Raw genomic sequence first — 25,557 nt, 5'->3', positions numbered from 1 at the left:
GACGCGATGGGGGGTGCGGCGGGTGCCGGGCCATGCGCGCGACGGGTTGCCGGGCCATGCGCGCGGCGAGTGACCGGGCCATGCGCGCGACGGGTTGCCGGGCCCGGCACGCGGCGGTTCACCGCGGGGCGCCGGGCGGCTCAGCGCGCCTTCGCGCCCCGCTCGGCCAGCAGGTCCGCCATCAGGTCGATCTCCGACTGCTGCGCGTCGACCATGCCCTGCGCCAGGTCCTTCTCCACCTTCACCGCGCACCGCTCGACGCAGCCCTCGGCCATGTGGATGCCGCCCTTGTGGTGGGCGGTCATCAGCTGGAGGAAGTACACCTCGGCGGCCTTGCCGTTCAGCCTGCCCAGCTTCGCCATCTCGTCGTCGGTGGCCATGCCCGGCATCAGCGAGCCGTCGCCCCGGGTCGGCGCGTCCCCCATGCCCATCCAGCTCATCGGCGGCTTCGCCGACACCTTCGGCAGCTCCCACAGGTCGAGCCAGCCCAGCAGCATGCCGCGCTGGTTGGCCTGGGTCTGCGCGATGTCGTACGCGAGGCGCCGGATCTCCTCGTCGTCGGTGCGGTCGCGCACGATGTACGACATCTCCACGGCCTGCTGGTGGTGGACGGCCATGTCGCGGGCGAAGCCGGCGTCCGCGGAGTCCGCCGCGGGCACCGCGGCCGCGTCGCCGTCCGAGGCGACCGCGTACGTGATCGCGCCGGCCGCGACGAGCACCGCCGCCGCGGCGCCCGCGATCCAGCCGGCCTGCGCCTGCGTCACTGCGCCAGTCCGCCCGTGCAGGCGGCGCCCTTCTCGGGGGTCTGCGCGCCCTGCACGTACGTCTGGAAGAACTTGTCCACGTTCGGGTCGTCCGCGCCGGTCACCGTCCGCTGGTGGCCCCAGGCCGTCAGCATGATCGGGTCCTTCTGGTCCTCGTTGGGGCTCATCAGCGTGTACGGCGTCTTCTTGACCTTCTCGGCCAGCTTGTCGACGTCGGCCTTGGCGGCCTTGACGTTGTACGTCACCCACACCGCGCCGTGCTCCAGGGAGTGCACGGCGTTCACGTTGTTCAGTTCCTTGGTGTAGACGTCCCCGTTGCAGTTCATCCACGCCTGGTGGTGGTCGCCGCCGACCGGGGGATCCACGGAGTACTTCACGTCCTTGGTGACGTGGTTGCGCGACAGCGTGCCCTCCCACTTGCGCACCCCGTCCGCGGCGGTGACGAACTTGCCGGTCGTCTTGTCGTCGCTCGCCTGCTCACTTGAGCCGTCGGACTGCGACCGCACGAGCACGACACCGCCGACGACCAGAGCGGAGACGATCACCACGCCGGCGCCGATGGTGAGGATCCGGTTGCGGCGCTCGCGGGCCTGCTCGGCGCGCCGCATCTCGGCTATGCGCGCCTGGCGCGCGGCACTGCTCTTGTTCTTGGCGGAACCCATGGGGCCGGCCCTTCTGGGAGGCGGGAGACGGACGGGTGCGCTGATCGTAATGGGGTACACCGGTGATCTTGTAGGGAGGTCACAGGAATGCCTGCGGAATGGCCCGATCCGCACGCGCCCCGCGGGGCGCCGCTCCGGGTGCCCGGGCGGCCATTACGGATGTCGGTGCGAGCAGGCAAGATGGGCATGAGCGCCGTACACCTGCCGTACCCGAGCCGTTCAGACCGGGGTCGGCCGGCCGATCTAGGTCCGCAACGCGCATGAAATGGTGTTGTGGTGGGATGCTCAGGTGCCCGACCGCCTCCCGGTGGCGCGCGGGGCAGGCGGCCTGACCAGCAAGGATGGGGAAGCGGAAGATGGACAAGCAGCAGGAGTTCGTGCTCCGGACGTTGGAGGAGCGCGACATCCGGTTCGTACGCCTGTGGTTCACGGACGTGCTGGGCTTCCTCAAGTCCGTTGCCGTGGCCCCGGCCGAGCTGGAGCAGGCCTTCGACGAGGGCATCGGCTTCGACGGCTCCGCCATCGAGGGCTTCGCCCGGGTCTACGAGTCCGACATGATCGCCAAGCCGGACCCGTCCACGTTCCAGGTGCTGCCCTGGCGCGCCGAGGCCCCCGGCACCGCCCGGATGTTCTGCGACATCCTCATGCCGGACGGCTCCCCGTCCTTCGCGGACCCGCGCTATGTCCTCAAGCGCGCCCTGGCCCGCACCTCCGACCTGGGCTTCACCTTCTACACCCACCCCGAGATCGAGTTCTTCCTGCTGAAGGACCGCCCGCTGGACGGCTCCCGCCCCACCCCGGCCGACAACTCGGGCTACTTCGACCACACCCCGCAGAACATCGGCATGGACTTCCGCCGCCAGGCGATCACCATGCTGGAGTCCATGGGCATCTCGGTCGAGTTCTCCCACCACGAGGGCGCCCCCGGCCAGCAGGAGATCGACCTGCGCTACGCCGACGCGCTGTCCACGGCCGACAACATCATGACGTTCCGCCTGGTCATGAAGCAGGTGGCGCTGGAGCAGGGCGTCCAGGCGACCTTCATGCCGAAGCCGTTCTCCGAGCACCCCGGCAGCGGCATGCACACCCACCTGTCCCTCTTCGAGGGCGACCGCAACGCCTTCTACGAGTCGGGCGCCGAGTACCAGCTCTCCAAGGTCGGCCGCTCCTTCATCGCGGGCCTGCTGCGCCACGCCGCGGAGATCTCCGCGGTCACCAACCAGTGGGTGAACTCCTACAAGCGCATCTGGGGCGGCTCCGAGCGCACCGCCGGCGCGGGCGGCGAGGCCCCCTCCTACATCTGCTGGGGCCACAACAACCGCTCGGCCCTGGTCCGCGTGCCCATGTACAAGCCGGGCAAGACCGGCTCCGCGCGGGTCGAGGTCCGCTCCCTCGACTCCGGCGCCAACCCCTACCTCGCCTACGCCGTCCTGCTGGCCGCCGGCCTCAAGGGCATCGAGGAGGGCTACGAACTCCCGCCGGGCGCCGAGGACGACGTCTGGGCCCTCTCCAACGCCGAGCGCCGCGCGATGGGCATCGAACCCCTCCCGCAGAACCTCGGCGAGGCCCTGACCCTCATGGAGAGCAGCGACCTCGTCGCCGAGACCCTCGGCGAGCACGTCTTCGACTTCTTCCTGCGCAACAAGCGCCAGGAGTGGGAGGAGTACCGCAGCGAGGTCACCGCGTTCGAGCTGCGGAAGAATCTGCCGGTGCTGTAGGCGCGGGCGGTGCGTGGTCCGGGGCGGCGGAAGCGTTTCGCCGCCCCGTCGTCGTGCGTGCTCCGGTTCCGCTACGCGAAGTCCGCGTAGGCGAGGTACGCCGCGCACACCCGGCAGCGGAAGAGGTACGCCGTCGGCGAGCCCTCGCGGTCCAGCGCTGCGAGGTGACGCTCGGCCTGGTCCGGGGACAGGCCCCAGGAGGCGGCTTCGCGGCGCAGGGCCCGCAGGGCGCCAGGGCACGGCGCGAGGTCGGCGGCGCCCGCCGGGCCGAGGAAGGCCGCGCCGTCTCCGCAGTGGAAGAACCAGGCGGGCTCCTGCCAGGCCTGGAAGCCGGGGGTGCGGCGGTCGACCGCGGTGAAGATCTCCTGGGGGACGTCGTCGCCGAGGGCGGTGCCGGATGTGAAGTGGGCGTCGAAGCGGTCGGCGGCGCTGCCGTCGGCGATGCACCACGGGCAGATGCGGCCGGTGAGGTCGGCGGCGGCGTAGACCGGGCCTGTATAGATGTGCCCGCGGACCCGGCCGCAGCAGGCGCACGGCGTGTCGTCCCGCGTCGGGACCACGGCGCCGGTGGCCAGGGGGTCCGGGTGGTAGGGGAAGTCCGGGAGGGGGGAGGGCGGCTCGGTCACGGCGGGGACCGTAGCAGCCGCCGCTCCCCCGCGGTTCAGCCGCGCACCGGCTCCGTCTCCGCCGGTACATGGCCCGCCACCAGGCGTTCGCGGCCGGTGTGAGGGGCGGTGCGGCGGTCCAGCGCGTGGGCCGTGGCCGCGACCGCGAGGCCGAGGACCGCGAGCGCGGCGCCGGCCAGGGCCGGGGAGGTGGTGCCGAGGCCCGCGGCGAGGGCGAGGCCGCCGATCCAGGCGCCGCCGGCGTTGGCGAGGTTGAAGGCGGCCTGGTTGGCGGAGGAGGCCAGGGACGGGGCGGCGGCGGCCTTCTCCATCACCATCAGCTGGAGCGGGGAGCCGGTGACGAAGGCGGCGGTGCCGAGCAGGGTCACCGCCAGGGCCGCCGTCCAGGGCGTGCGCATCAGCAGCGGGAAGGCCGCGAGGACCGCGGCGAGGGAGAGCAGGCCGCCGAACAGGGTGGCACGCATGGCGTGGTCGGCGAGGCGGCCGCCGAGGAGGTTGCCGATCGTCGCGCCGACGCCGAAGAGGGCGAGCAGGAACGTGACGCTGGTGGCGGCGTAGCCCGCTGAGTCCGTGAGCATCGGGGTGATGTAGCTGTAGGCGGCGAAGAGCGCGCCGAAGCCGGCGACCGTGGTGCCGAGGGCGAGCCAGACCGGCAGGGAGCGCAGGGCGGCCAGTTCGCCGCGCAGGCCGGTCGCGGGGGTCTGCGCGGTGTCGCGCGGGATCAGCAGGGCGAGGGAGGCGATCGCCGCGACACCGATGGCGCTGACGCCGAGGAAGGTGGCGCGCCAGCCCAGGTGCTGGCCGACGAGGGTGGCGGCGGGGACGCCGGCGATGTTGGCGACGGTCAGGCCGAGGAACATCAGCGAGACCGAGCGGGCCTTGCGTTCCGGGCTGACCAGGGTGGTGGCGACGACGGCTCCGACGCCGAAGAAGGCGCCGTGCGGCAGGCCGCTGAGGAAGCGCGCGGCGAGCAGGTAGTGCTCGTCGGGGGCGAACGCCGAGAGCGCGTTGCCCGCGACGAAGAGGACCATGAGCCCGATGAGGACCGTGCGGCGGGGCATGCGCGCGGTGAACGCCGCGAGGAGCGGGGCGCCGATGACGACGCCGAGGGCGTACGCGGAGACCAGGTGGCCGGCGCTGGGTATGGAGATGCGCAGGTCGGCCGCGACGTCGGGCAGCAGGCCCATCATCACGAACTCGGTCGTGCCGATACCGAAGGCACCTACGGCCAGGGCGAGCAGGGCCAGGGGCATGGAGGCCTTGCCTTTCGAGGGCTAGCGGGGGACGGGTTCCGTTCCATCGTATGTTCAGGAACGGAACAAATTCTCCCCCGCCCGCTGTTCCGGCCGGTTAAGACTGCGTGTCCATCCGCACCCGCGCCGCCACCGGCAGATGGTCGCTGCCCGTCTGCGGCAGCGTCCACGAGCTCATCGGCTCGACGCCCTTGACCATGATCTGGTCGATCCGCGCCATCGGGAACGACGCCGGCCAGCTGAAGCCGAAGCCGCTGCCCGCCGCGCCCTGCGTGGAGCGCATCTGCGAGGTCACCGCGTTGAGCGCGCGGTCGTTCATGGTGCCGTTGAGGTCACCGAGCAGGACGACCCGCTCCAGCCGCTCGTCGGCGATGGCCTCGCCGAGCGCGTCCGCGCTGGTGTCGCGCTGGCGGGCGGTGAACCCGGCCTCCAGCTTCACCCGCACCGACGGCAGGTGGGCGACGTAGACCGCGACCGGCCCCTGCGGGGTCGTCACCGTGGCGCGCATGGCGCGGGTCCAGCCGAGCTTGATGTCGACCGGCGCGATCTCGCTCAGCGGGTACTTGCTCCACAGCCCGACGGTGCCCTGCACCGAGTGGTACTCGTACGTCGGCGCCAGGGCGTCCTCGTACGTCGGCACCGCCGAGGCCCGCAGCTCCTCCAGCGCGACCACCTCCGCGCCGGACGCGGCGACGGCGCGGGCGGTGCCGGCCGGGTCGGCGTTGTCGGCGTTGACGTTGTGCGTGGCCACCGTCAGGTCGCCGCCGCCGGCCGCCTTGTCGGTGAGCAGCCCGCCGAACAGGTTGAGCCAGACGACCGCCGGGACCAGCACCGCGATCAGCGCGGTCGCGGACCGCCGGACCGCCGCGGCCAGCAGCAGCACCGGGACGCCCAGGCCCAGCCAGGGCAGGAACGTCTCGGTGAGACTGCCGAGGTTGCCGAACCGGTTGGGGATGTACGCGTGCGCCACCATCACCAGCGCCAGAACGACGGCCAGGGCCGCGGTGATCAGACCGCGGCGCCAGATCCGCGAGTCGCCGAGCCGGCCGCCGGTGAGACGGTTCGCCAGGCGCCGGATGCCGAATGTCCGACGCTCGGGCCCCGAGCCGCCGCCGTCCGTCTCCGTCACGTACGCCTGCTGCGCCATACCGTCGCCTCGCTACCTGCCGTGCACACCGTCTCCCCCGCGGCTACGACCCTAGGGGATGATCGGCTCCGTTCCCGCCGTCCCGTCGACGGCCGTACGGGCACGAGGACGACCGGGGGCGCGCCGGGAGTTCCGATTGTGGCGTGCCGGACGGCCACTGTGACGAAACGCGCACATTCCGGCTCTCCGGCGTGGCGCACAGGGGCCGTTCGGAACCGTTCGGGACCACAGGCGGCCCCGCGGCACGCGGGACGGTGAGGCCGGGCCGCACCACCGGATCGCCCTGACGCGGGGCCGGGCGGACCGGTGCGCCGCGGAGTATTGGCCGACCCTGGCACGAGGTGCCACCATGGAAGGGATCCGGGGACGCCGTCAGGGCGCCTCGAGATGACGTAAGGAGCCGTTGCCATGACGCAGCTTTCGGCTGCCCAGACCGCGCCCGCGGGCACGAAGACCGGGACCTCCGACGGCAGCAAGGCGCTGTACGGGGGCAAGAGCACCCGCCGTGTCACCGTCCGGGACATCGCCCTCGCCAAGGAGCGGGGCGAGAAGTGGCCCATGCTCACCGCGTACGACGCGATGACCGCGTCCGTCTTCGACGAGGCCGGGATCCCGGTGCTCCTCGTCGGCGACTCGGCGGGCAACTGTCACCTCGGGTACGAGACCACCGTGCCCGTCACCCTCGACGAGATGGCCGTGCTCTCCGCCGCGGTCGTACGGGGCACCCGGCGCGCCCTGATCGTCGGCGACCTCCCCTTCGGCTCCTACCAGGAGGGCCCGGTGCAGGCGCTGCGCTCGGCGACCCGGCTGGTCAAGGAGGCCGGTGTGCAGGCCGTGAAGCTGGAGGGCGGCGAGCGCTCGCACGAGCAGATCCGGCTGCTGGTGGAGTCCGGCATCCCGGTGATGGCCCACATCGGGCTGACCCCGCAGTCGGTGAACGCCATGGGGTACCGGGTGCAGGGCCGCGGCGAGGAGGCGGCCCAGCAGCTGCTGCGGGACGCGAAGGCCGTGCAGGACGCGGGCGCCTTCGCGGTGGTCCTGGAGCTGGTGCCGGCCGAGCTGGCGGCGGAGGTGACCCGGACCCTGCACATCCCGACGGTCGGCATCGGGGCGGGTGCCGAGACGGACGCGCAGGTGCTGGTGTGGACCGACATGCTCGGGCTGACCGGCGGCCGGGTACCGAAGTTCGTCAAGCAGTACGCGAACCTGCGCGAGGTCATGGGCGACGCGGTGAAGGCGTTCGCCGAGGACGTGGTCGGCGGAACGTTCCCGCAGGAGGAGCACTCCGTCCACTGAGCCACCGCGGTAACCGGACAGCCCCGTCGATCATCCCCCGTCGACGGGGCTGTCCCCGTTCACAGCGACGGGCGAGAGCACGGGCCGGCGGCCTGTCGGCGGGGTGTCGGTGGGCTGTCGGTGGTTTGTCGGTGGGGACTGGGACCGTCATCGGCATGACACGCATCGAGAAGAACGACGGCAACACGGCCGTGACCGTACGAGGGCTGGTGAAGCACTTCGGGGAGACGAAGGCGCTGGACGGCGTCGACCTGGACGTGCGGGAGGGCACCGTGATGGGGGTGCTCGGGCCGAACGGGGCGGGCAAGACCACCCTGGTGCGGATCCTGTCCACCCTCCTCTCCCCCGACGCCGGACAGGCGACCGTCGCCGGCTACGACGTCGTACGGCAGCCCCGGCAGCTGCGCCGGGTGATCGGGCTGACGGGGCAGTACGCGTCGGTGGACGAGAAGCTGCCCGGCTGGGAGAACCTGTATCTGATCGGGCGGCTGCTGGACCTGCCCCGCAAGGAGGCGCGGACCCGTGCCGACGAGCTGCTGGAGCGGTTCTCGCTGACGGAGGCGGCCAAGCGGCCCGCGGCGACGTACTCCGGCGGTATGCGCCGCCGGCTGGACCTGGCCGCCTCGATGATCGGCCGGCCGGCCGTGCTCTACCTGGACGAGCCGACCACCGGCCTCGACCCGCGCACCCGCAACGAGGTGTGGGACGAGGTCAAGCGGATGGTCGGGGACGGCGTGACCGTCCTGCTGACCACCCAGTACATGGAGGAGGCCGAGCAGCTGGCCTCCGAGCTGACCGTCGTCGACCGCGGCAAGGTCATCGCGACCGGCGGCATCGAGGAGCTGAAGGCCAAGGTGGGCGGGCGGACCCTGCGCGTGAAGCCGGCCGATCCGCTGCGGCTGCGCCCGCTGGCCCGCGCGCTGGACGACCTCGGCATCACCGGCCTCGCCACCACCACCGTCGACACCGAGCGCGGCGTCGTCCTGGTGCCGATCCTCAGCGACGAGCAGCTGACCGCGGTGATCTCCGCGGCCGTCGGACTCGGCATCACGCTGTCCTCCGTCACCACCGAACTGCCCAGCCTGGACGAGGTGTTCCTGTCCCTCACCGGCCACCGCGCCAGTGCCCCGCAGGACGCCACGCCCGCCGACGCCCGCGAGGAGGTCGCCGTATGAGCGCCACCACCGTCACCACCACCACCGCCCCGGCCTCCGACACCCCGATCCCGCTGCGCGGGCATCTGCGTCACACCGGCGCGCTGGTCCGCCGCAATCTGCTGTGGATCCGGCAGGACCCGGAGTCGATGTTCGACGCGGTGCTGATGCCGATCGTGTTCACCCTGCTGTTCGTCTTCGTCTTCGGCGGGTCGATCGGGCAGGCGCTGGGCGGCGGGCAGGACGAGTACGTGCAGTACGTGGTGCCCGGACTGCTCGCCATGATGGGGATGAACATGGCGATGGGGGTGGGCACCGGGTTCAACCAGGACTTCAACTCCGGTGTCATGGACCGCTTCCGCTCCCTGCCCATCGGCCGCGGCTCGGTGCTCTTCGCGAAGATCGCGGTGGAGCTGCTGCGGATGCTGGTCGCAGTCGCGATCCTGCTCGTCGTGGGCATGCTGGTCGGGTTCGACGTCACCAGCTGGGGCGGGCTGCTCGCGGCCGTGGGCCTCGCGGTGGTGTTCGGCTCCTCGCTGATGTGGGTGTTCCTGACCCTCGGTGTCGTGCTGAAGAACGCGCAGGCCGTGCAGGGCATGGGGTTCCTGGTGCTGATGCCGCTGCAGTTCGGCTCGTCGGTGTTCGCGCCGCCGCAGTCGATGCCGGGCTGGCTCCAGGCCTTCACCGACTACAACCCGCTGTCCACGCTCGCCGACGCGGCGCGCGGACTGATGGTGGGCGGCCCGGTCGCACACGATCTGCTGATGACCGTGGGCTGGTCGGTGGCGATCACCGCGGTGATGGCGCCGATCGCCATCCACAAGTTCAAGAACAAGAACTGACCGGGCATTCGGTGGGTCACAGGTGAGTCACACCAGGGCGGCGGCCTCCTCCAGAGTGAGGCGGCCGCCCTCGGCGTACGCCGCCGCGTACTCCTCGGCGGTCAGCGCGGCCCGCACGGCGGCCACCGCCCGGCCGTGGGCCTCGCGCTCCAGGGTGGGCGGCAGATGGTCGCGCGGCAGCAGCGCGTCGGCCGCGCCCAGACAGCGGGCGGCGTCGCGGGCGTCGCGTCCGCCGTCGCAGCCGGCCAGGGCGAGGGCGGCGATGACGAGATACGCCGAGACCAGGTGCGGGGCCATCGCCTTCGACAGCGGGTCGTCGGCCCTTTCCAGACCGCGTCGGATCTTCTCCCTGGCCTGCTCGTAGTGGCCGTCGAGGGCGTCCACCCAGGCCTCCTGGCCGAGGATGAACGCGTCGAAGACGGCGAAGTGGGCGATGGCGAAGTCCGAGCGCAGGGCCCGCAGATGCTCCCGCGCCTCTCCGGTCCGGCCGGTGATGCTGAGCCAGCCGGCGAGGATGACCCGGCCGAACGGCATCGCCTCGTTGTGGCTGCCCTCCGGGCTGTCCAGCGCCTCGCGCAGCAGCCGCTCGCCGCGCTCGGTCTCGCCCGCCTCCAGCAGGGCGCTGCCCAGCCGGGCGGAGAGGATCGCCAGCTGGGCGCGGGCGCCCAGGCGCCGGGCGTGCTCCATGGCGGCCTCGTAGTCGAAGGCGGCCTCCCGGTAGCGGCCCTTGCGCTCGTGGCTCTCGGCGCGCGCGGCCAGCGCCTCGGCGCTGCCCCAGGCGTCGCCGAGGCGCTCGTAGATCTCCAGCGACTCGTCGGCGTCCCGGCCGGCGTCGCCGGCGTGTTCGGCGCGGTTGGCGAGGACGTTGGCGCGCAGCTGGAGGCTGGCGGCCAGTTCCCAGTCGAAGCCGGGGGTGCGGCGGCAGGTGTCGACGGCGGCGTCGAGGATCGTGCCGAGCCGGTCCATGCCGCCGGTCAGCATCACCGCGTAGAAGGACAGCATGCCGGGGCTGCGGCAGGTCTGCGGGAGGCCGGGCTCGTAGACCTGGGCGATGATCTCCAGTTTGCGCCGGGCCTCGGGGCTCTGCCAGGAGTCCAGTTCGGTGTCCATGCAGGCGAGATGGGCGAGGTGGACGCCGCGCCGGGCCTCCTGGAGGAGTTCCCCCGTCATGGGCGGCGGCGCGTCGGTGCAGCGCTCCCACACGGGGGCGGCCTTGCGGACGGGCTCGGCGAACGGGTCGGGGCCGAGGTCCATGACGGCGCGGCACCAGTTGCGGGCCTCGATGCGCAGGTCGCGCATCTGCCAGTACCAGCACAGCGACAGCACCAGGCAGAGCGCCTCCTGCTCGTCCCGGGCGGCGACGGCGTGGCGCAGCGCGGTGCGCAGGTTCTCGTACTCGCGCTGCAGCCGTTCGACGGCGGCGAGCTGGTCGGGGCCGCGCAGCAACGGGTCGGTGGTGCGGGCCAGTTCGCGGTAGTACATGAGGTGGGCGCGCTCGGTCTCGGCGCGCCGGCCGGAGGCGTCGAGGCGTTCGCGGGCGTACTCGGCGACGGTCTCCAGCAGCCGGTAGCGCATCTCGCCGTCGCCGGAGGGGGCGGCGACCACCAGGGACTTGTCGACGAGGGAGCCGAGCGCGTCGAGGGCGGCGGGGCCGCAGACGGCTTCGGCGGCGGCGAGTTCGCAGCCGCCGGCGAAGACGGACAGCCGGGCCAGGACGCCCCGTTCGTCCTCGTCGAGCAGGTCCCAGGACCAGTCGACGACCGCGCGCAGGGTCTGCTGGCGGGGCAGGACGGTGCGGCTGCCGGAGGTGAGCAGGCGGAAGCGGTCGTCGAGGCGGTCGGCGATCTGCCGGGGGGTGAGGATGCGCAGCCGGGCGGCGGCCAGTTCGATGGCGAGGGGCAGTCCGTCGAGGCGGCGGCAGATCTCCGCGCAGGCCTCGGGGTCGTCCTCCACCCGGAAGCCGGGCCGGGCGGCGGCGCCGCGGTCGGCGAGCAGCCGCAGCGCGTACCGCTCGGGCAGCGGCTCCACGGGCCGCAGCACCTCGCCGGGGACGCCGAGGGGTTCGCGGCTGGTGGCCAGCACCGTCAGGTGCGGGCAGCGCTCCAGCAGTTCGGCGACGAGCCGGGCGGCGGCCGTGACGACGTGCTCGCAGTTGTCGAGGACGATCAGCATGCGCCGCCGCGCACAGTGCTCGACCAGGCGTTCGACGGGGTCGTCGTGGCGGTCGGTGACGGCCCGCAGTTCCTCCGCGCCCGCGCCGTGCAGCACGGTCTCGCGGGCGCCGATCGCGGTGAGCACGGCCTCGGGGACGGCGGCCGGGTCGTCGACCGGGGCCAGCTCCGCCAGCCACACCCCGTCCCGGGCGACGTCCCCGGCGCTCTCGGCGGCCTCCTGCGACAGCCGGGTCTTCCCGGCGCCGCCGGGTCCCAGCAGGGTGACGAGGCGGGCGGTGGCGAGGTCGTCGCGGATCGTCTCGATGTCGGTGTCGCGGCCGACGAAGGAGGTCAGCCGGGCCCGCAGATTGCCCGGCGGGCGGGCGGCCGGGGCGGCCGGCGGGGTGTCCTGCCGCCGCAGCAGTTCGGCGTGCAGCGCCCGCAGTTCGGCTCCGGGGTCGGAGCCGAGCCGGTCCGCGAGCAGCCGGCGTACGCCCTCGTAGGCGGCCAGTGCCTCGGCCGGGCGGCCGGCGTCGCGCAGGGCGCGCAGCCGCAGCGCCTGGAGCGGTTCGTCCAGCGGGTGGGCGTCGCACAGCGCGGTGAGTTCGGGCAGTGCCTGCTCGGCGTGGCCGAGGGCGAGGGCGGCGGTGAGGCGGGCGCGGCGGGCGTCGAGGCGGCGGGTCTCCCAGTGGGCCGCCTCGGCGGTGCGGTCGGGCAGGTCGGCGAGGACCGGGTCGCGCCACAGGGCGAGGGCGTCGTCGAGGAGGACGGCGGCCTTGTCGGGGTCGCCGTCGGCGAGGGCGCGGGCACCCTCGTCGGCGAGGCGGGTGAAACGGTGCAGGTCGACGTCGTCGGGGCTCGCGCCGAGCCGGTAGCCGCCGTCGACGGACTCCACGGCGTCCGCGCCGAGTGCCCGCCGCAGCCGGCCGACCAGTGCCTGGAGGGCGCCGGGCGCGTCGGCGGGCGGGTCGCCGTCCCACACCTCGTCGACGAGCAGCCCGGCGGGCACGGCGCGTCCGGCGCGCAGCGCCAGCACGGTGAGCAGCGCGCGCAGCCGCGCCCCGCCCACGGGGACGGCCGTGCCGTCGGGGCGGAGTGCCTGGGTGGTGCCGAGGATCCGGTAGCGCACGGGGTCCATTCTCTCCGGGGGCTCCCGGCGCCGCCCGCGGGTTTCAGATCCGCACGAACTGCGAGGAGTCGAGCGTCAGGGTCTGATCTGCGACGGGTACCTCGATCTCGTCGCCGAAGACGCCGGACTCCTCGTGCTGGTACTGGCCTTGCCGAGGGCGGGTCAGCAGGGTCCAGCGGGCGGAGAGCACGTCGACGATGAGGTAGGCGGGAATGCCGCGTGCGGCGTAGTGGTCGGGCTTGGTGCTGTAGTCGCGGTTCTTGCTCTCCGGCGACACGACCTCGACCACGAAAGGCAGCAGCCCCTCGTCGAACTCACTGCTTCCGGAATCCCACTGTCCTTCCGGCAGCGCCGAGACGTCGGGCTCCGGTGTGTACCCCTCGCGAGCGGGGACCACCTTGAACTCGCCGATGGGCATCCAGCCCGGCAGGCGGGCATCGACCTGGCTGAAGATGCGCATCTGTGTCGTGACGTGCGCCTGTGTGACAGGTACCACGGTGAGTCCGTTCCGGGTCAGTCGGAGGCGCATCCTCCTGGGCACCCGCAGGGTTTCCACGGCATCCGCCACCCAGTCCTCGGCGATGGTCACGGCACCTCCTTGGTCGAGTCGGTTCAAGGCTACCTGGCTACCAGGAACCCGTACCGCGCGCGGAACGTTCAACCCCTGTCACCGATACGGTCGACCCTGCCTCTGGCCCTCCCGACAGGAGCCCCATGACCACCGCCACCATCCGCCCGAGCGAGCGGCGGCCCAGTGCCGTCTTCGTCGGGATCCTCGCCGTGACGGCGGTCACCGGCTGGGCGACCTGGACGGGGTTCGCGGCCCGGCCCGGGGTGGCCGTGTTCCTGTTCGTGACGGCGGCGTGGATCGTCTCGCTGTGCCTGCACGAGTACGCGCACGCGCGCACGGCGCTGCACGGCGGGGACATCACGGTCGGCGCCAAGGGCTATCTCACGCTGAACCCGCTGAAGTACACGCACGCGCTGCTCAGCATCGTGCTGCCCGTGCTGTTCGTGATCATGGGCGGGATCGGTCTGCCGGGCGGTGCCGTCTTCATCGAGCGCGGCCGGATCCGGGGCCGCTGGCGGCACAGCCTGATCTCGGCGGCGGGCCCGCTGACGAACGTGCTGTTCGCGGTGGTGTGCACGGCCCCGTTCTGGCTGGACGCGCTGGACGGCGTGCCGCGCGACTTCCGGTACGCGCTGGCGTTCCTGGCGCTGCTGCAGGTCACGGCCGCGATCCTGAACTTCCTGCCGGTGCCGGGCCTGGACGGGTACGGCGTGATCGAGCCGTGGCTGTCGTACAACGTGCGCCGCCAGGTGGAGCCGCTGGCCCCGTTCGGGCTGCTGATCGTGTTCGCGCTGCTGTGGATCCCGGCGGTGAACGGCGCGTTCTTCGACGTGATCGACGCGCTGCTGCGCGGGCTGGGGATCAGCGAGCTGGACACCTACTGCGGCTACGACCTCTACCGGTTCTGGCGGGAGGGCAGCGGGGTCTGCTCGGTCACGGGCTGACCTTGCGGCGCCGCAGGTAGTACCAGCACATGTTGGACGACACGCCGGCCATGAGGACCCACACGATGCCGATCCAGCTGCCCCGCGCGAAGGAGAGCACGGCCGCGACGACGGCGAGCACGCAGACCACGGCGGCGTAGAGGGCGAGACGCGGGATCGGGCCGGGCGAGGACGTAACGGACATGTCGGTCGGCTCCTTGCGGGGGACACTGCGGGGTGGTGCCCCACCAGTGTCCCCCATGGCCTCATACGTCCGTGACGCGGAGCCCCGCGTGCGCCTTGTAGCGGCGGTTCACGGAGATCAGGTTGGCGACGAGGGCCTCCACCTGGTGGGCGTTGCGCAGCCGGCCGGCGTAGACGCCGCGCATGCCGGGGATGCGCCCGGCCAGTGCCTGCACGATCTCCACGTCGGCCCGCGCCTCGCCGAGCACCATCACGTCGGTGTCGATCCGCTCGGTCTCCGGGTCCTGCAGAAGGACGGCGGACAGGTGGTGGAAGGCGGCGGTGACCCGCGAGTCCGGGAGCAGGGCGGCGGCCTGCTGGGCGGCGCTGCCCTCCTCGGGCTTCAGCGCGTAGGCGCCCTGCTTGTCGAAGCCGAGCGGGTTGACGCAGTCCACGACCAGCTTCCCGGCCAGTTCCCCGCGCAGCGATTCCAGGGTCTTCGCGTGCCCCTCCCACGGCACGGCGACGATCACGATGTCGCTGCGCCGGGCGCACTCGGCGTTGTCGGCGCCCTCGATGCCGTGGCCCAGCTCCTCGGCGGCGGCCACGGCTCGGTCGGCGGCCCGCGAACCGAGGATCACCTTCTGGCCGGCCTGGGCGAGCCGGTAGGCGAGGCCCTTGCCCTGCGGGCCGGTACCGCCGAGCACGCCGACGACGAGCCCGGAGACGTCGGGCAGGTCCCAGGGGTCCTTGGCGGGGGCCTTCGCGGGGGTCTGTGCACTGTCGCTAGAGGTCATGCGCCGACTCTACGTCCGCCGTCCGTCCGCCCCGCCGCCGGACGGGATCATGGTGAGCCGGGTCACGGCCGCCGGCGCGCGTTGCCCGGGTCGGGCGAATGCGCGGTGAACGGCCGGTGCCGGGTGGCCGGTTGCGGCAGGATGCGGCACATGGACGCGGTACGGGTGGCGCTGTTGCGCGAGGTGCTCGCCGGGACCGAGTGGCTGACGGCCACGCGGCGCTTCGCGGGGGCGCTGCGCGGCTCGGTGGTGTCGCACGGCGGCGGGCTGCTGCTGGTGGGGACGCCCGCGTACGAGCCGTGGCATCTCGCCGCGCACCTGGTGGACGAGGCCGCCTGGTCGGGTACGCCGGAGCTGGCGCCGACGCTCGTGCGGTACGGCGCGCGTCCGGCGGATCCGGCGCATCTGGCCGTCGGGCCGGGCCGGATCGAGGCGGCCCGGCGGGGCGAGACGCTGCTCGTGGTGGCCCCGGCTCCGGCGGAGGCGCGGCTGCTGGAGCGGGTGCACGACGCGCGGCGGGCCGGGGTGACGGTGCTGGCCCTGACGCCCGGGGAGGGCGACGACCTGGCCACGATGGCCCATGAGGCGCTGGCCGTGCCCGACGGCGGCGAGCTGGACCTCGACACCGTGCAGCACCTGGTCAGCGCGGCGGCCGGCGAGAACTCGCTGCCCCAGCCCCGGGGCCGCCGCCGCTTCCGCGACCGCCTGGCCCGCCTCGCCGACCAGCTGACGGAACCACCGCCACCGCGCTGGTAGCACCGGGGGGGCCTGGGGCGGGGGTGCCAAGGCACCCGGTAGCACCAGCGTGGCCTGAGGGCGGCGGGGTCCCGAGGCACCGGAGTGCCGGGATGCCGGGGCACCGGGGTGCCGGGGCGCCGGAGTGCCGGGGCGCCGGAGTGCCGGGGCGCCGGGGCGCCTGGGCACGGGATGCCGGGGCGCCGGGCGGACTCGATCGGTCCTCGTCGGCCCCGGTCGGTTCCCGCTCGATCGGTCTCCGCTCGGGGCGATCGGTCTCCGCTCGGGGCGATCGGTCTCCGCTCGGCCCGGTCGGCCCCCGCTCGGGCTGGTCGGCCCGCTCGGGGCGATCGGTCTCCGCTCGGCCCGGTCGGCCCCCGCTCGGGCTGGTCGGCCCGCTCGGGCCGGTCAGTTCTCGTCCGGGCGGCCCGGGCTCGGGGCGTCGTGCCAGCGGGGGTCGTTCTCCCACTGCAGGTTGCGTTCGCGGGCCGTTTCCATCGCGTGCTGGGCCTCGGTGCGGCTGGTGTAGGGACCGAAGCGGTCCTTGCCCGGGCAGTCCGGTCCCTCCTCGACCTTCTTGTGTTCCAGGCAGTAGTACCACTCGCCCGGTTTGCCCGCGGTGCGCTTCTTGAACAGGGCCATGACCGGCTCCTTTCGCCAGGGACATGGTGCCCCCATGCCCGCTGGTTAGACTCGCTGGCATGTCTGGCCAGTCGCTGCTCGTACCAGGGGAGCTGTCTCCCACCCGTTCCGTACCCGGAAACATCCGCCGCCCCGAGTACGTCGGCAAGCCCGCGCCGGCCCCGTACACCGGGCCGGAGGTGCAGACCCCGGAGACCATCGAGGCGATGCGGGTCGCCGGGCGGATCGCCGCGCGGGCGATGGAGGAGGCCGCGAAGATCATCGCCCCGGGCGTCACCACGGACGAGCTGGACAAGGTGGCGCACGAGTACATGTGCGACCACGGCGCCTACCCGTCCACCCTCGGCTACCGGGGCTTCCCGAAGTCGCTGTGCACTTCGGTCAACGAGGTGATCTGCCACGGCATCCCGGACTCGACGGTGCTGCGCGACGGCGACATCGTCAACCTCGACGTGACCGCGTACATCGGCGGGGTGCACGGCGACAACAACGCCACGTACCTGGTGGGTGACGTGGACGAGGAGAGCCGGCTGCTGGTCGAGCGGACACGGGAGGCATTGAACCGGGCGATCAAGGCGGTCAAGCCGGGCCGGCAGATCAACGTCATCGGCCGGGTCATCGAGTCGTACGCCAAGCGGTTCGGCTACGGCGTGGTGCGGGACTTCACCGGGCACGGCATCAACTCGTCGTTCCACTCGGGCCTGATCATCCCGCACTACGACAGCCCGCACGCGACCACCGTCATGCAGCCGGGGATGACGTTCACGATCGAGCCGATGCTGACGCTCGGCACGCACGAGTACGACATGTGGGACGACGGCTGGACCGTGGTCACGAAGGACCGCAAGCGCACGGCGCAGTTCGAGCACACGCTGGTGGTGACGGAGACCGGGGCGGAGATCCTCACCCTCCCTTAGCGCTCGCTCCCCCTGGTCATCGGGCCCGCTCTCCCGCGGAGGGCGGGCCCTTTCGCGTGCGGTGCCGGGTGCGGCGGGTGAGGATGAGGGGTAAGGATTTACCGACAGCGCGTCGGCAAGGCATTGACTCAGGCAACCTGACTCAGAGAATCCGGGGCCATGGACTCGTTCTCCACTCTCATCCGCACCGCGTCCCAGGAGCAGCACGTGGAGGCAGAGACCTCGACCTTCATGAGCGACCTGCTGGGCGGCCGGCTCGGCGTCGCCGCGTACGCGCGCTACACCGAGCAGCTGTGGTTCGTCTACGAGGCGCTGGAGGGCGGGGCGCGGCGGCTGGCGTCGGATCCGGTGGCGGGGCCCTTCATCCGCGGCGAGCTGTTCCGGCTGCCCGCGCTGGAGCGGGACCTGGGGCATCTGCGCGGCCCCGGCTGGCGGGACTCGCTGAGCGCGCTGCCCGCGACCCGGGCGTACGCGGACCGAGTGCGGGAGTGCGCCGAGCGGTGGCCCGGCGGGTACATCGCCCACCACTACACGCGCTACCTGGGCGACCTCTCCGGCGGGCAGATCATCCGCGACAAGGCGGAGAAGACCTGGGGGTTCGCGAAGAAGGGCGACGGCGTCCGGTTCTACGTCTTCGAGGAGATCCCCAACCCGGCCGCGTTCAAGCGGGCCTACCGGGAGCTGCTGGACGCGGTGAACGCGGACGAGCTGGAGCGGCAGCGGATCGTCGCCGAGTGCAAGCGAGCGTTCGCCCTGAACACGGCGGTCTTCCGGGCGCTCGGCGAGGAGTTCCCGCTGAGCGCCTAGGACACGCGGCACACCCCAGGACACTCCCTGGCTAGCGCTCCAGGACGACGCGTCCGCCGATCTCCACCCAGCCGCCCGGCTGCGGCGCCGTCAGGATCTGGGAGCCGGCGCCCTGGGTGATGTTCAGGGCCCGGCCCAGCCGCTCGGTCAGCAGCAGGGCCGCCGCGCCCGTCGCCTCGTCCTCGTCGATGCCGTCGTCGCGGCCGGGGAAGGCGCGGGCGCGGATCCGGCCGGCGGCTTCGTCCTCCCACGCCCAGGCATAGATCCACTCCCCCTTGGGCGGGACGGCGAGGTCGTCGACCTCGGCTGCGGTCGCGTATCGGCGCAGGGTGCGCGGCGGCGCCCACTCCGCGCGGGCCTCGATCCAGCTGAACTCCCCGTCCTGCCGGGCCCCCACCACCCCGGCCGGTGTGACCAGTTCGGGCAGGTCCAGCAGCCAGGCGGCGCCGACGCAGGGGTGGCCGGCGAAGGGCAGCCGCAGGGTGGGGGTCCAGATGTCGACGACGCCGCGCTCCGGGTCGTCGACGAAGACCGTCTCGCTGAAGCCGAGTTTGGCCGCGAGCGCCTGCCGCTCGCTCTCCCCGGGCAGCACCGATCCGTCGCGGACGACCCCGAGTTCGTTGCCGTATCCGCCATTGGCCGCGCAGAACACGCGCAGCACGTCGTAGTCAGTCACCGGGGCATTGAAACATCAGCGGGCCACAGCGGGGTGGGGCCGGCCTCGTAGGGCAGGTCGGCGACGATGTCGCCGTGGCCGCGTTCCATGGCCGCCCGCTGCCGCTCGGGCAGGGCCGCCAGGCGTTCCCGGTCGCGCTCGCGGGCCTCGGTCAGCTCGTCGGCGGTGCGGCGCCAGGCGGCCTCGTCGCGCAGCAGGGTCAGCTCCACGCACGGCGGCTGCCGCCCTTCCGCGAGCGCGGCGACCGCCCGGTCGTGGCCGTCGAGGATGACCCAGCCGTCGAGGAACGACACCCACCACAGCAGGACGGGCGCGAGGGTGCCCTCGCGGGCGTGCTTGCGGTACGCCTTGACGCGGGCCGCGTCCGGCGGTGACAGCGGGCGCAGGGGCAGGACGCCGTGCCAGCCGCCGCCGCACAGCAGTTCCAGGCGGGCGCCGGGCCACTCGCGGACGAAGTCCTCGCCCCAGATGCCGGGTTCGAAGACCTCACGCCGGGCGAGCTGCCAGCGGCCGTCGTGCAGCGGCGTTTCGGGGGCGTCCTCCAGCCGGCGCGCGTACTGGTGACGCCAGTTGACCGGCGAGCGTTGCAGGGCCGCGGACAGGGGCGGCAGCGGGGAGCGGTAGCCGTCGAGGCGGTGCAGGAGGAGGTCGCGGCAGCAGCCCTCGCCCTCGTGGCGGCCGGTCAGGACGGGCCGGCCGCCCTGCCGCAGCAGGATGCGGCCGCCGCCGTCGGTCTCGAAGCGCAGCGGCGGCGGACCGGGCCTGTCCCGGACGGTGAGGACCAGCCGGCCCGGTCCGAGCGGCTCTCTGGGTGCCCTGTGCAGGGGGCCGGTCTCAGGGAGCCGCTCCCTTTCCCGACAGCGGATCATGCCTCCGTACGGCGCCGGCGCACGGCCAGGACGACGCCGGCGCCCGCGGCCACGGTCACCGCGGCGGCGGCCCCGAGGGCGCCGACGGGCACGTCGGAGCCGGTGGAGGCGAGGTTCCCGGTCAGGCCGCCGCCGGTCGAGCCGCCGGCCGCGCCGGTGGTGCCGGTGGTGGCGGTCGGGGTGGCGGTGGCGGTCGGGGTGCCGGTCTGGCCGCCGCCGGGGAGGCCGGCGCCCGGCGTGAGGGCGACGGACAGGTCCAGCGGGTCGAGTTCGGTGCCGGCCGGGTAGAAGCGGCCGAAGGCGTCGGCGCCGTCCTCGGTCAGCTCCGCGGTGACGTCGTCGAGGGTGATGACGTCCTTCTTCGCGGTCAGCTCGGCGGACCGGGCGGTGAGTTCGGCGAGGACGACGTCCTGGGTCGTCTCGCCGAGGCTGGTGACGTCGGCGGTCAGTTCGCCGGTGCCGGCGTCGAGGGTGGCGGTGAGGTCGGTGAGGGTGAGGTCGAGGCCGTGGGCGCCGTTGTGCCGGTGGCCCTGGAAGGTGACGGCGCCCTCGAAGGCGGCGGTGAGGGTGTCGGCGCCGGTGTCGTAGGTGCCCTTGGCGTCGGTGAAGGTGAACACGCCGTTGCCGGGGGCCTGGGAGGCGCCGTCCGCGACGGTGATCCGGCCCTGGGCGACGCCGCCCACGACATAGGCGCGGAAGGCCTTCTTCACGCCCCAGCTCAGCCTGCCGTCGGCTATCTCGGCGCCGATCGGCGCGTCGGGGTCGTCGGCCGTGGGGGCGGGGCGGGTCGGCTCGCCGGGCGTCGGGGACGGGGCGCCGGTGGCGGTCGGGGACGGGGTCGCGGAGGCCGAACCGGTGGGCGTCGCGGTCGGGGTGGCGGAGGAGGTGGGCGTGGCGGTGGCCGTCGCCGAGCCGGTCGGCGAGGGGGACGAGGCCGCCTTGCGGACGGTCAGCGGGTCGCCTTGCGCGCCCTCGTAGCTCTTGCTGCCGAGGATGTCCGCGGTCTCCTTGGTCAGGGTGGTCGCCATGTCCGTCATCTCGCGGGTGACGGTGACCTCGGCGAGCGGCACGTCCTGCGTGGTGGTGCCGCCCCGGGTGACGTCGGCGGTGAGTTCGCCGTCGCCGCTGTCGAAGCGCACGTCGGAGAGGGTGAGGGCGAAGCCGTGCGCCTTGGACTCGATCGCGAGGCTGCCCCGGAAGCCGAGCCGGAGGGTGTGCGCGGTGGAGTCGTGCGTGCCGGTGCCGTCGACGAAGGTGAAGGCGCCGTTGTCCTCGGCCTGCGAGGCGCCCTCGGCGGGCGTGAAGGTCCCGGCCGCGAAGGTGGTGACGTACGTGCGGTACGACTGGTTGATGCCCCAGGTCACCTCGTAACCGGTCAGCGGCTCTTCGGCGGCCGCGGCGGCCGGGGCGCCGACGGTGGCGAGCGCCGTGGCGCCCAGCGCGGCGGCCGTGGCGACGGCGGCGGCGAGAGCGGTGGCACGGCGGCGAGGTCTGGTGGGCATGGTGGACGGCTCCTCGGGGTGATGCGGCGTCAGTTCTCGCGGGCGGAGGCCGTGATCGTATCCGGGCGGGATGACCGGCGGGCCGACAATATGACCGCGGTGGCCGACAACGGCGGCCTCACGACCGGGCCGAGGGCGAGATCCGGCCAGAGGGCACGCCCCGATTCGTCAGCGAAGTTAGGTGAGCCTCCTTGATCGGGTGACGGTTCTGGAGAAGACCCCCGCCGAGGACACGGCCGCCGCCGGCCCCCCGGCCCGCGCGCGCCGCGGCACGGCGTGGCTGCTGACCGCCGGGCTCGCCGCCCTGCTGCTCACGCTCGTACCGGTCGCCGGCGGCGTCGGCGCCTATCCGATCCCCGTCGGAGACGTCCTCGCCTCCGTGCAGCACCGGGCCGGACTCGGCGGCGGCGAACTGGACCGGGCGCCGAGTCCGTGCTGTGGAACGTGCGGTTCCCGCGGATCGTGCTCGCCCTGCTCATCGGCGTCTCGCCGGGCTGCGCGGGCGCCCTGATGCAGGGCGTGTTCGGCAACCCGCTCGCCGAGCCGGGCACCATCGGTGTCTCGCTGGGCGCGGCGGTCGGCGCGGTCGCCGCGATCTCGCTCGGCCTGGACTTCCTCGGCAACTGGACCCTGCCCGCGATGGCGTTCGCCGCCGGACTGGTCACCGTCGCGCTGGTGTACGCGATGTCCCGCTCCGGCGGCCGCATCGAGGTCGTGACACTCATCCTCACCGGCATCGCCGTCAACGCCTTCGCCGGGGCACTGGTCGGGCTGTTCATCTTCCTCGCCGACACCGCCGCGGTGAACCGGATCACCTTCCGGCAGCTGGGCTCGCTCGCCCAGGCCACCTGGCCCAAGGTGCTCGCCGTGCTGCCGTGCGCGGCGGCCGGTCTCGCCGTCACCCCGCTCTACGCCCGCCGCCTGGACCTGCTCGCGCTCGGCGACCGGCCCGCCCGGCACCTCGGCGTGGACGTGGAACGGCTGCGGATCACGCTCGTCCTGGTCGTGGCGCTGCTGACGGCCGCCGCGGTCAGCGTCTCCGGCGTGATCGGCTTCGTCGGGCTCGTCGTACCACACCTGCCGCGCATGGCCGCCGGGCCGGGCCACCGCTTCCTCGTCCCCGGCGGCGCGCTGGGCGACGCGGTGGTGCTGCTCGCCGCCGACCTCGCGGCCCGCACCCTCGCCGCGCCCGCCGAACTCCCGCTCGGCGTGCTGACCGCCCTGGTCGGCAGTCCGTTCTTCTTCTGGCTGCTGCGCCGCACCCGGCGCAGGCAAGGAGGCTGGGCCTGATGGCACCGCTGCGCTCCCGGCGCCCCGCTCCCCCGTCCGCCCCGGCCCCCGGCGACGTCCTCGCCGGGACCGAGGGCCTGCGTGTGCGGCTCGGCGCGCGCGAGGTGCTGCGCGGCGTCGACGTCACCGTCCGCGCGGGCGAGGTGCTGGCCCTGGTCGCTCCCAACGGCGCGGGCAAGTCCACGCTGCTCGGCGCGCTGGCCGCCGACCTCCCGGCCGCCGGGGGCGTCGTACGCCTGCACGGCCGCCCGGCGGGCGACTGGTCCGCGCCGAACTGGCGCTTCGGCGATCGGTGTTGCCGCAGTCGGCGGCGCTGTCCTTCCCGTTCACGGTGGCGGAGGTGGTCCGGATGGGCCGGGCGCCGTGGGCCGGGACGCCGCTGGAGGACGAGGACGACGCCGCGGTGGCGGCGGCGATGGCCGCGACCGAGGTGACCGCCTTGGCCGTACGGCCGTTCTCCGCGCTCAGCGGCGGCGAGCGGGCGAGGGTCGCGCTCGCCCGGGTGCTCGCCCAGCGGGCCCCGCTGCTGCTGCTCGACGAGCCGACCGCCGCGCTCGACCTCAGACACCAGGAGCTGGTGCTGCGGCTGTGCCGGGAGCGGGCCGCGGCCGGGGACGCGGTGGTCGTCGTCCTGCACGACCTGGGCCTGGCCGCCGCCTACGCGCACCGGGCCGCCGTCCTGCGGGCGGGCCGGGTGGCCGCGGACGGCCCGCCCGCGCGGGTCTTCTCCGGCCGGATGCTGTCCGAGGTCTACGACCAGCCCGTCGAGGTGCTGCCGCATCCGCGCACGGGAGCGGTGCTGGTGACTCCGCGCCGGGACACCTGACCGGTGAGGTGACTCCGCACCGGGACGTCTGACCGCGGGGCGGCTCCCCCGGCCGGCGGGGCGCGCGGGAGTCGCCGTCCCGGAACCGAAGCCCGTGCGGGGCCGGGCGTCCGGCCCCGGTAGGGTTCGCCCCCGGGAAGGGGAAGGTGAAGGAGCCCGATGACCAGGGATCGCAGGCGTGCCCGAATCGCTCTCATAGCAGCCTCGTTGACCGCTTTGTCGCTGACGGCGAGCGGGTGTGTGGTCGTGCACGGTGAGCGGGAGGTGCTGCCCGCGACCACCCGCGCCGAGGCCGCGAAGGCGCTGGAGAAGTTCACGACCGCGTACAACAGGGCCGACAAGGACTACGACAGCACCCTCGACGCCGACTACGTCACCGGCCCGCTCGCCGACATCGACGGCGCCCGGCTGAAGGCGGGCCGGGCCAACAACCCGGCGGGCAACCCGGATCACAGCCCGCTGGAGTTCTCCGACGCCGAGTACACCATCCCGAAGAAGGCCGGCTGGCCGCGCTGGTTCCTGGCCGACGCCAAGGCGAACAAGGGCGGGCAGGCCCGCTGGCTGATGGTCTTCACCCGCAACGCGCTCGACGCGCCGTGGGAGGTGTCGTACCTGACGCTCGTCGCGCCGGACGCCGTACCGGAGTTCAAGACCGACAAGGACGGCTGGGCCGAGGCCGTGCCCGCGAACGCGCCCGGACTGGCCTTCTCCCCGGGCGGGTTGAGCAAGGCGTACACGACGTACCTCAAGGAGAACGGCCCGGACTTCGCGCCCGGCCTGCACACCAGCCAGTGGCGCACCCAGCGGCAGAAGAACGCGCGCAAGCCGGGTCTGGCCACCCAGTACATCGACACGCCGCTGACCGAGGGCGCGTACGCCCCGGTGGCGTTGCGCACGAAGGACGGCGGGGCGCTGGTGTTCTTCAGCACCCGCCACTACGTGAAGCAGACCGCCCACTCGGGCGCCACCGTGCCCACGCCGGACGAGGACGTGCTGGCGCTGACGACCGGCGAGATCAAGCAGTCGCTGACGATGGAGTACGTCTCCAACGAGGTGGCCCTCGACCCGCGGAAGGGTGCCGGGGCGCAGGTGTCCGTGCTGGGGCGGATCCAGGGGCTGACGTCGGCGAAGGGCGAGTAGGCGCGGCCGGGCGCCGGTGGTGTCCCTGGTGTGCGTGGCGGGCCTGGTGTGCGTGCCGTCCGGTGGTGTCCGTGCCGTGCGCCGCGTCCGGTTCGGTCAGTGGCGCAGGGGCCAGGCCGCGCTCGCGTGGTCGGACTCCGCGCCGGCGTACCGGGCGCAGGCGTCGGTGAGGTGCTCCAGGAGGGTCAGCGGGTCGGGCAGCGCGTGCTCGGGGCCGCGTACCCAGTGCACGGTCTGGTCGTCGCCGGGCAGCCGCGCGGGCGGGACGAGGACGTAGGAGCCGCGGCAGTGCCAGCGCAGGCCCGGGTGCTCGTCCATGGTCTCGGGGTGACAGTCCAGCTCGCACGGCCACCACTCGTCCTCGTCCTCCGGGGTGCCCCGGGTGAGGGTGAAGAACAGCATCCGGCCGTCGTCGCTCTCCGCGACCGGGCCGACGTCGATCCCCGCGGCGAGCAGCCCGGCGAGGGCTTCGCGGCCGGCCTCCAGCGGTACGTCGAGGACGTCGTGGACCATGCCGGTCGCGGTGATGAAGTTGGCCTGGGGCTGGTGGCGGGCCCAGCGTTCGATCTGGGCGCGGTCGGTGGTGGACTGCGTCTGCCAGGCGAAGGAGACCGGGTGGCGGGCGGGGGTGGGACAGCCGACCCGGTCGCAGGAGCACCGGTAGCCGGGCGCCGGGTGCGCGGCGGGGGCCAGTGGCAGCCCCGCGGCGGCGGCGGCGAGCAGCAGGGCCTCACGGCCGCCGTCGCCGGCGGCGTCCTCGCGGCCGCCTCCGCGCAGCCACTGGGTGAGTTTGCCCCGCAGGCCGGTCCGGCCGCCGAACTCCGCGCTCATCTATCCCCTCGCCTCGCCTGTCGTGCCGAACAGCATGCCCTATCGTCCCACCATCGTGCGCTCCGGGGGGCCGAAGTCCCCAACCGGGGTAGGCGGGGCGAGAC

Annotated in this window: 23 protein-coding genes and 2 pseudogenes; 11 read left to right on the top strand and 14 right to left on the bottom strand. The window is 73.5% G+C overall.

Annotation, left to right across the window (positions count from 1 at the left end; genetic code table 11):
• Window positions 1–140: 140 nt before the first annotated feature.
• Both AB0K92_RS07325 and AB0K92_RS07320 read right to left on the bottom strand, forming a co-directional pair.
• Window positions 141–764: a DUF305 domain-containing protein gene (locus AB0K92_RS07325; protein ID WP_165997805.1), complete on the bottom strand. Its 624-nt coding sequence runs from the start codon at window positions 762–764 to the stop codon at window positions 141–143.
• Window positions 761–1,426, bottom strand: coding sequence for a DUF3105 domain-containing protein (locus AB0K92_RS07320; protein ID WP_365920265.1), 666 nt, complete (start codon window positions 1,424–1,426; stop codon window positions 761–763). The genes AB0K92_RS07325 and AB0K92_RS07320 overlap by 4 nt, the downstream gene beginning before the upstream one ends.
• A 356-nt stretch (window positions 1,427–1,782) precedes the next feature.
• Here AB0K92_RS07320 and glnA point away from each other — a divergent pair, with 356 nt between their 5' ends.
• Window positions 1,783–3,144, top strand: coding sequence for a type I glutamate--ammonia ligase (gene glnA, locus AB0K92_RS07315; RefSeq protein WP_165997807.1), 1,362 nt, complete (start codon window positions 1,783–1,785; stop codon window positions 3,142–3,144).
• A 71-nt stretch (window positions 3,145–3,215) separates the two neighbouring features.
• Here the strand turns inward: glnA and AB0K92_RS07310 are convergent, their stop codons facing one another.
• The 3 genes from AB0K92_RS07310 to AB0K92_RS07300 form a co-directional block, all read right to left on the bottom strand.
• On the bottom strand, window positions 3,216–3,770 hold the full coding sequence (locus AB0K92_RS07310; protein ID WP_365920263.1) for a CbrC family protein: 555 nt from the start codon (window positions 3,768–3,770) through the stop codon (window positions 3,216–3,218).
• Window positions 3,771–3,805: 35 nt separating this feature from the next.
• Window positions 3,806–5,023 carry an MFS transporter gene (locus tag AB0K92_RS07305; RefSeq protein WP_365920261.1) on the bottom strand — a complete coding sequence of 406 codons (1,218 nt, stop codon included), beginning with the start codon at window positions 5,021–5,023 and terminating at the stop codon, window positions 3,806–3,808.
• 97 nt (window positions 5,024–5,120) lie between these two features.
• Window positions 5,121–6,170 carry an endonuclease/exonuclease/phosphatase family protein gene (locus tag AB0K92_RS07300; RefSeq protein ID WP_365920259.1) on the bottom strand — a complete coding sequence of 350 codons (1,050 nt, stop codon included), beginning with the start codon at window positions 6,168–6,170 and terminating at the stop codon, window positions 5,121–5,123.
• A gap of 408 nt (window positions 6,171–6,578) precedes the next feature.
• Between AB0K92_RS07300 and panB the strand changes: the two genes are divergently transcribed.
• From panB to AB0K92_RS07285, 3 genes are all read left to right on the top strand, one after another.
• Entirely contained in the window at window positions 6,579–7,466 is an 888-nt protein-coding gene (gene panB / locus AB0K92_RS07295) for a 3-methyl-2-oxobutanoate hydroxymethyltransferase (protein WP_365920257.1), read from the top strand.
• A 155-nt stretch (window positions 7,467–7,621) separates the two neighbouring features.
• The gene (locus AB0K92_RS07290) at window positions 7,622–8,641 is read left to right on the top strand and encodes an ATP-binding cassette domain-containing protein (RefSeq protein WP_365920254.1); all 1,020 of its coding nucleotides are present in this window, start codon (window positions 7,622–7,624) and stop codon (window positions 8,639–8,641) included.
• Entirely contained in the window at window positions 8,638–9,462 is an 825-nt protein-coding gene (locus tag AB0K92_RS07285) for an ABC transporter permease (RefSeq protein WP_365920252.1), read from the top strand. The genes AB0K92_RS07290 and AB0K92_RS07285 overlap by 4 nt, the downstream gene beginning before the upstream one ends.
• 27 nt (window positions 9,463–9,489) lie before the next feature.
• Here AB0K92_RS07285 and AB0K92_RS07280 read toward each other — a convergent pair whose 3' ends face one another.
• Window positions 9,490–12,753 carry a BTAD domain-containing putative transcriptional regulator gene (locus tag AB0K92_RS07280; protein WP_365920250.1) on the bottom strand — a complete coding sequence of 1,088 codons (3,264 nt, stop codon included), beginning with the start codon at window positions 12,751–12,753 and terminating at the stop codon, window positions 9,490–9,492.
• A 34-nt stretch (window positions 12,754–12,787) separates the two neighbouring features.
• A complete protein-coding gene (locus tag AB0K92_RS07275) occupies window positions 12,788–13,333 on the bottom strand; it encodes a Uma2 family endonuclease (protein WP_365920248.1) in 546 nt (181 codons plus the stop codon).
• Between the two features lie 125 nt (window positions 13,334–13,458).
• Between AB0K92_RS07275 and AB0K92_RS07270 the strand changes: the two genes are divergently transcribed.
• Window positions 13,459–14,259, top strand: coding sequence for a site-2 protease family protein (locus tag AB0K92_RS07270; RefSeq protein WP_365920246.1), 801 nt, complete (start codon window positions 13,459–13,461; stop codon window positions 14,257–14,259).
• On the opposite strand, the gene AB0K92_RS07265 is transcribed toward AB0K92_RS07270, so the two are convergent.
• Both AB0K92_RS07265 and npdG read right to left on the bottom strand, forming a co-directional pair.
• Window positions 14,249–14,443: a hypothetical protein gene (locus AB0K92_RS07265; RefSeq protein WP_365920244.1), complete on the bottom strand. Its 195-nt coding sequence runs from the start codon at window positions 14,441–14,443 to the stop codon at window positions 14,249–14,251. The genes AB0K92_RS07270 and AB0K92_RS07265 overlap by 11 nt on opposite strands.
• A 61-nt stretch (window positions 14,444–14,504) precedes the next feature.
• A complete protein-coding gene (npdG, locus tag AB0K92_RS07260; protein ID WP_165997821.1) occupies window positions 14,505–15,218 on the bottom strand; it encodes an NADPH-dependent F420 reductase in 714 nt (237 codons plus the stop codon).
• 150 nt (window positions 15,219–15,368) lie between these two features.
• Between npdG and AB0K92_RS07255 the strand changes: the two genes are divergently transcribed.
• Window positions 15,369–15,974, top strand: coding sequence for a hypothetical protein (locus AB0K92_RS07255; RefSeq protein WP_365920242.1), 606 nt, complete (start codon window positions 15,369–15,371; stop codon window positions 15,972–15,974).
• 387 nt (window positions 15,975–16,361) lie between these two features.
• Here the strand turns inward: AB0K92_RS07255 and AB0K92_RS07250 are convergent, their stop codons facing one another.
• Window positions 16,362–16,595: a hypothetical protein gene (locus tag AB0K92_RS07250; protein ID WP_165997824.1), complete on the bottom strand. Its 234-nt coding sequence runs from the start codon at window positions 16,593–16,595 to the stop codon at window positions 16,362–16,364.
• Window positions 16,596–16,654: 59 nt separating this feature from the next.
• Here AB0K92_RS07250 and map point away from each other — a divergent pair, with 59 nt between their 5' ends.
• Both map and AB0K92_RS07240 read left to right on the top strand, forming a co-directional pair.
• Window positions 16,655–17,512, top strand: a complete 858-nt coding sequence (map, locus tag AB0K92_RS07245; protein WP_165997825.1) for a type I methionyl aminopeptidase — start codon at window positions 16,655–16,657, stop codon at window positions 17,510–17,512.
• A 159-nt stretch (window positions 17,513–17,671) separates the two neighbouring features.
• Window positions 17,672–18,319 (top strand): biliverdin-producing heme oxygenase, encoded by a 648-nt coding sequence (locus AB0K92_RS07240; RefSeq protein ID WP_365920240.1) that lies wholly within the window; start codon window positions 17,672–17,674, stop codon window positions 18,317–18,319.
• A gap of 31 nt (window positions 18,320–18,350) precedes the next feature.
• On the opposite strand, the gene AB0K92_RS07235 is transcribed toward AB0K92_RS07240, so the two are convergent.
• From AB0K92_RS07235 to AB0K92_RS07225, 3 genes are read right to left on the bottom strand one after another with little or no spacing between them, the layout of a single operon-like run.
• Window positions 18,351–18,995 carry a PhzF family phenazine biosynthesis protein gene (locus AB0K92_RS07235; RefSeq protein ID WP_365920238.1) on the bottom strand — a complete coding sequence of 215 codons (645 nt, stop codon included), beginning with the start codon at window positions 18,993–18,995 and terminating at the stop codon, window positions 18,351–18,353.
• Complete coding sequence (locus AB0K92_RS07230) at window positions 18,992–19,864, bottom strand: hypothetical protein (protein ID WP_365920236.1); 873 nt, start codon at window positions 19,862–19,864, stop codon at window positions 18,992–18,994. The genes AB0K92_RS07235 and AB0K92_RS07230 overlap by 4 nt, the downstream gene beginning before the upstream one ends.
• Window positions 19,861–21,366 (bottom strand): HtaA domain-containing protein, encoded by a 1,506-nt coding sequence (locus AB0K92_RS07225; protein WP_365920234.1) that lies wholly within the window; start codon window positions 21,364–21,366, stop codon window positions 19,861–19,863. Before AB0K92_RS07225 ends, AB0K92_RS07230 begins: the two co-directional genes overlap by 4 nt.
• A gap of 199 nt (window positions 21,367–21,565) precedes the next feature.
• Between AB0K92_RS07225 and AB0K92_RS07220 the strand changes: the two are divergent.
• The 3 genes and pseudogenes from AB0K92_RS07220 (at window position 21,566) to AB0K92_RS07210 (ending at window position 24,622) form a co-directional block, all read left to right on the top strand.
• Window positions 21,566–22,656: pseudogene (locus tag AB0K92_RS07220) on the top strand (iron ABC transporter permease).
• A pseudogene (locus AB0K92_RS07215) lies at window positions 22,656–23,482 on the top strand (heme ABC transporter ATP-binding protein). Before AB0K92_RS07220 ends, AB0K92_RS07215 begins: the two co-directional pseudogenes overlap by 1 nt.
• A 159-nt stretch (window positions 23,483–23,641) precedes the next feature.
• On the top strand, window positions 23,642–24,622 hold the full coding sequence (locus tag AB0K92_RS07210; protein ID WP_365920232.1) for a hypothetical protein: 981 nt from the start codon (window positions 23,642–23,644) through the stop codon (window positions 24,620–24,622).
• Window positions 24,623–24,718: 96 nt separating this feature from the next.
• On the opposite strand, the gene AB0K92_RS07205 is transcribed toward AB0K92_RS07210, so the two are convergent.
• A complete protein-coding gene (locus AB0K92_RS07205) occupies window positions 24,719–25,453 on the bottom strand; it encodes a bifunctional DNA primase/polymerase (protein WP_365920230.1) in 735 nt (244 codons plus the stop codon).
• Between the last annotated feature and the right edge of the window lie 104 nt (window positions 25,454–25,557).

Origin of the sequence: Streptomyces sp. NPDC052687 (assembly GCF_040678395.1) — a bacterium.
Lineage (GTDB): Bacteria > Actinomycetota > Actinomycetes > Streptomycetales > Streptomycetaceae > Streptomyces.
Note: the sequence above shows the minus strand (reverse complement) of the source record. Positions and strands in the feature narration are given on the sequence as shown.

What these genes read in the sequence shown, in the direction of transcription:
- AB0K92_RS07320 (WP_365920265.1), bottom strand. Translation starts at nt 1,426, where the DNA reads ATGGGTTCCGCCAAGAACAAGAGCAGTGCCGCGCGCCAGGCGCGCATA.
- glnA (WP_165997807.1), top strand. Translation starts at nt 1,783, where the DNA reads ATGGACAAGCAGCAGGAGTTCGTGCTCCGGACGTTGGAGGAGCGCGAC.
- AB0K92_RS07305 (WP_365920261.1), bottom strand. Translation starts at nt 5,023, where the DNA reads ATGCCCCTGGCCCTGCTCGCCCTGGCCGTAGGTGCCTTCGGTATCGGC.
- AB0K92_RS07300 (WP_365920259.1), bottom strand. Translation starts at nt 6,170, where the DNA reads ATGGCGCAGCAGGCGTACGTGACGGAGACGGACGGCGGCGGCTCGGGG.
- panB (WP_365920257.1), top strand. Translation starts at nt 6,579, where the DNA reads ATGACGCAGCTTTCGGCTGCCCAGACCGCGCCCGCGGGCACGAAGACC.
- AB0K92_RS07290 (WP_365920254.1), top strand. Translation starts at nt 7,622, where the DNA reads ATGACACGCATCGAGAAGAACGACGGCAACACGGCCGTGACCGTACGA.
- AB0K92_RS07285 (WP_365920252.1), top strand. Translation starts at nt 8,638, where the DNA reads ATGAGCGCCACCACCGTCACCACCACCACCGCCCCGGCCTCCGACACC.
- AB0K92_RS07280 (WP_365920250.1), bottom strand. Translation starts at nt 12,753, where the DNA reads ATGGACCCCGTGCGCTACCGGATCCTCGGCACCACCCAGGCACTCCGC.
- AB0K92_RS07270 (WP_365920246.1), top strand. Translation starts at nt 13,459, where the DNA reads ATGACCACCGCCACCATCCGCCCGAGCGAGCGGCGGCCCAGTGCCGTC.
- AB0K92_RS07265 (WP_365920244.1), bottom strand. Translation starts at nt 14,443, where the DNA reads ATGTCCGTTACGTCCTCGCCCGGCCCGATCCCGCGTCTCGCCCTCTAC.
- npdG (WP_165997821.1), bottom strand. Translation starts at nt 15,218, where the DNA reads ATGACCTCTAGCGACAGTGCACAGACCCCCGCGAAGGCCCCCGCCAAG.
- AB0K92_RS07255 (WP_365920242.1), top strand. Translation starts at nt 15,369, where the DNA reads ATGGACGCGGTACGGGTGGCGCTGTTGCGCGAGGTGCTCGCCGGGACC.
- AB0K92_RS07250 (WP_165997824.1), bottom strand. Translation starts at nt 16,595, where the DNA reads ATGGCCCTGTTCAAGAAGCGCACCGCGGGCAAACCGGGCGAGTGGTAC.
- map (WP_165997825.1), top strand. Translation starts at nt 16,655, where the DNA reads ATGTCTGGCCAGTCGCTGCTCGTACCAGGGGAGCTGTCTCCCACCCGT.
- AB0K92_RS07240 (WP_365920240.1), top strand. Translation starts at nt 17,672, where the DNA reads ATGGACTCGTTCTCCACTCTCATCCGCACCGCGTCCCAGGAGCAGCAC.
- AB0K92_RS07230 (WP_365920236.1), bottom strand. Translation starts at nt 19,864, where the DNA reads ATGATCCGCTGTCGGGAAAGGGAGCGGCTCCCTGAGACCGGCCCCCTG.
- AB0K92_RS07225 (WP_365920234.1), bottom strand. Translation starts at nt 21,366, where the DNA reads ATGCCCACCAGACCTCGCCGCCGTGCCACCGCTCTCGCCGCCGCCGTC.
- AB0K92_RS07210 (WP_365920232.1), top strand. Translation starts at nt 23,642, where the DNA reads ATGACCAGGGATCGCAGGCGTGCCCGAATCGCTCTCATAGCAGCCTCG.
- AB0K92_RS07205 (WP_365920230.1), bottom strand. Translation starts at nt 25,453, where the DNA reads ATGAGCGCGGAGTTCGGCGGCCGGACCGGCCTGCGGGGCAAACTCACC.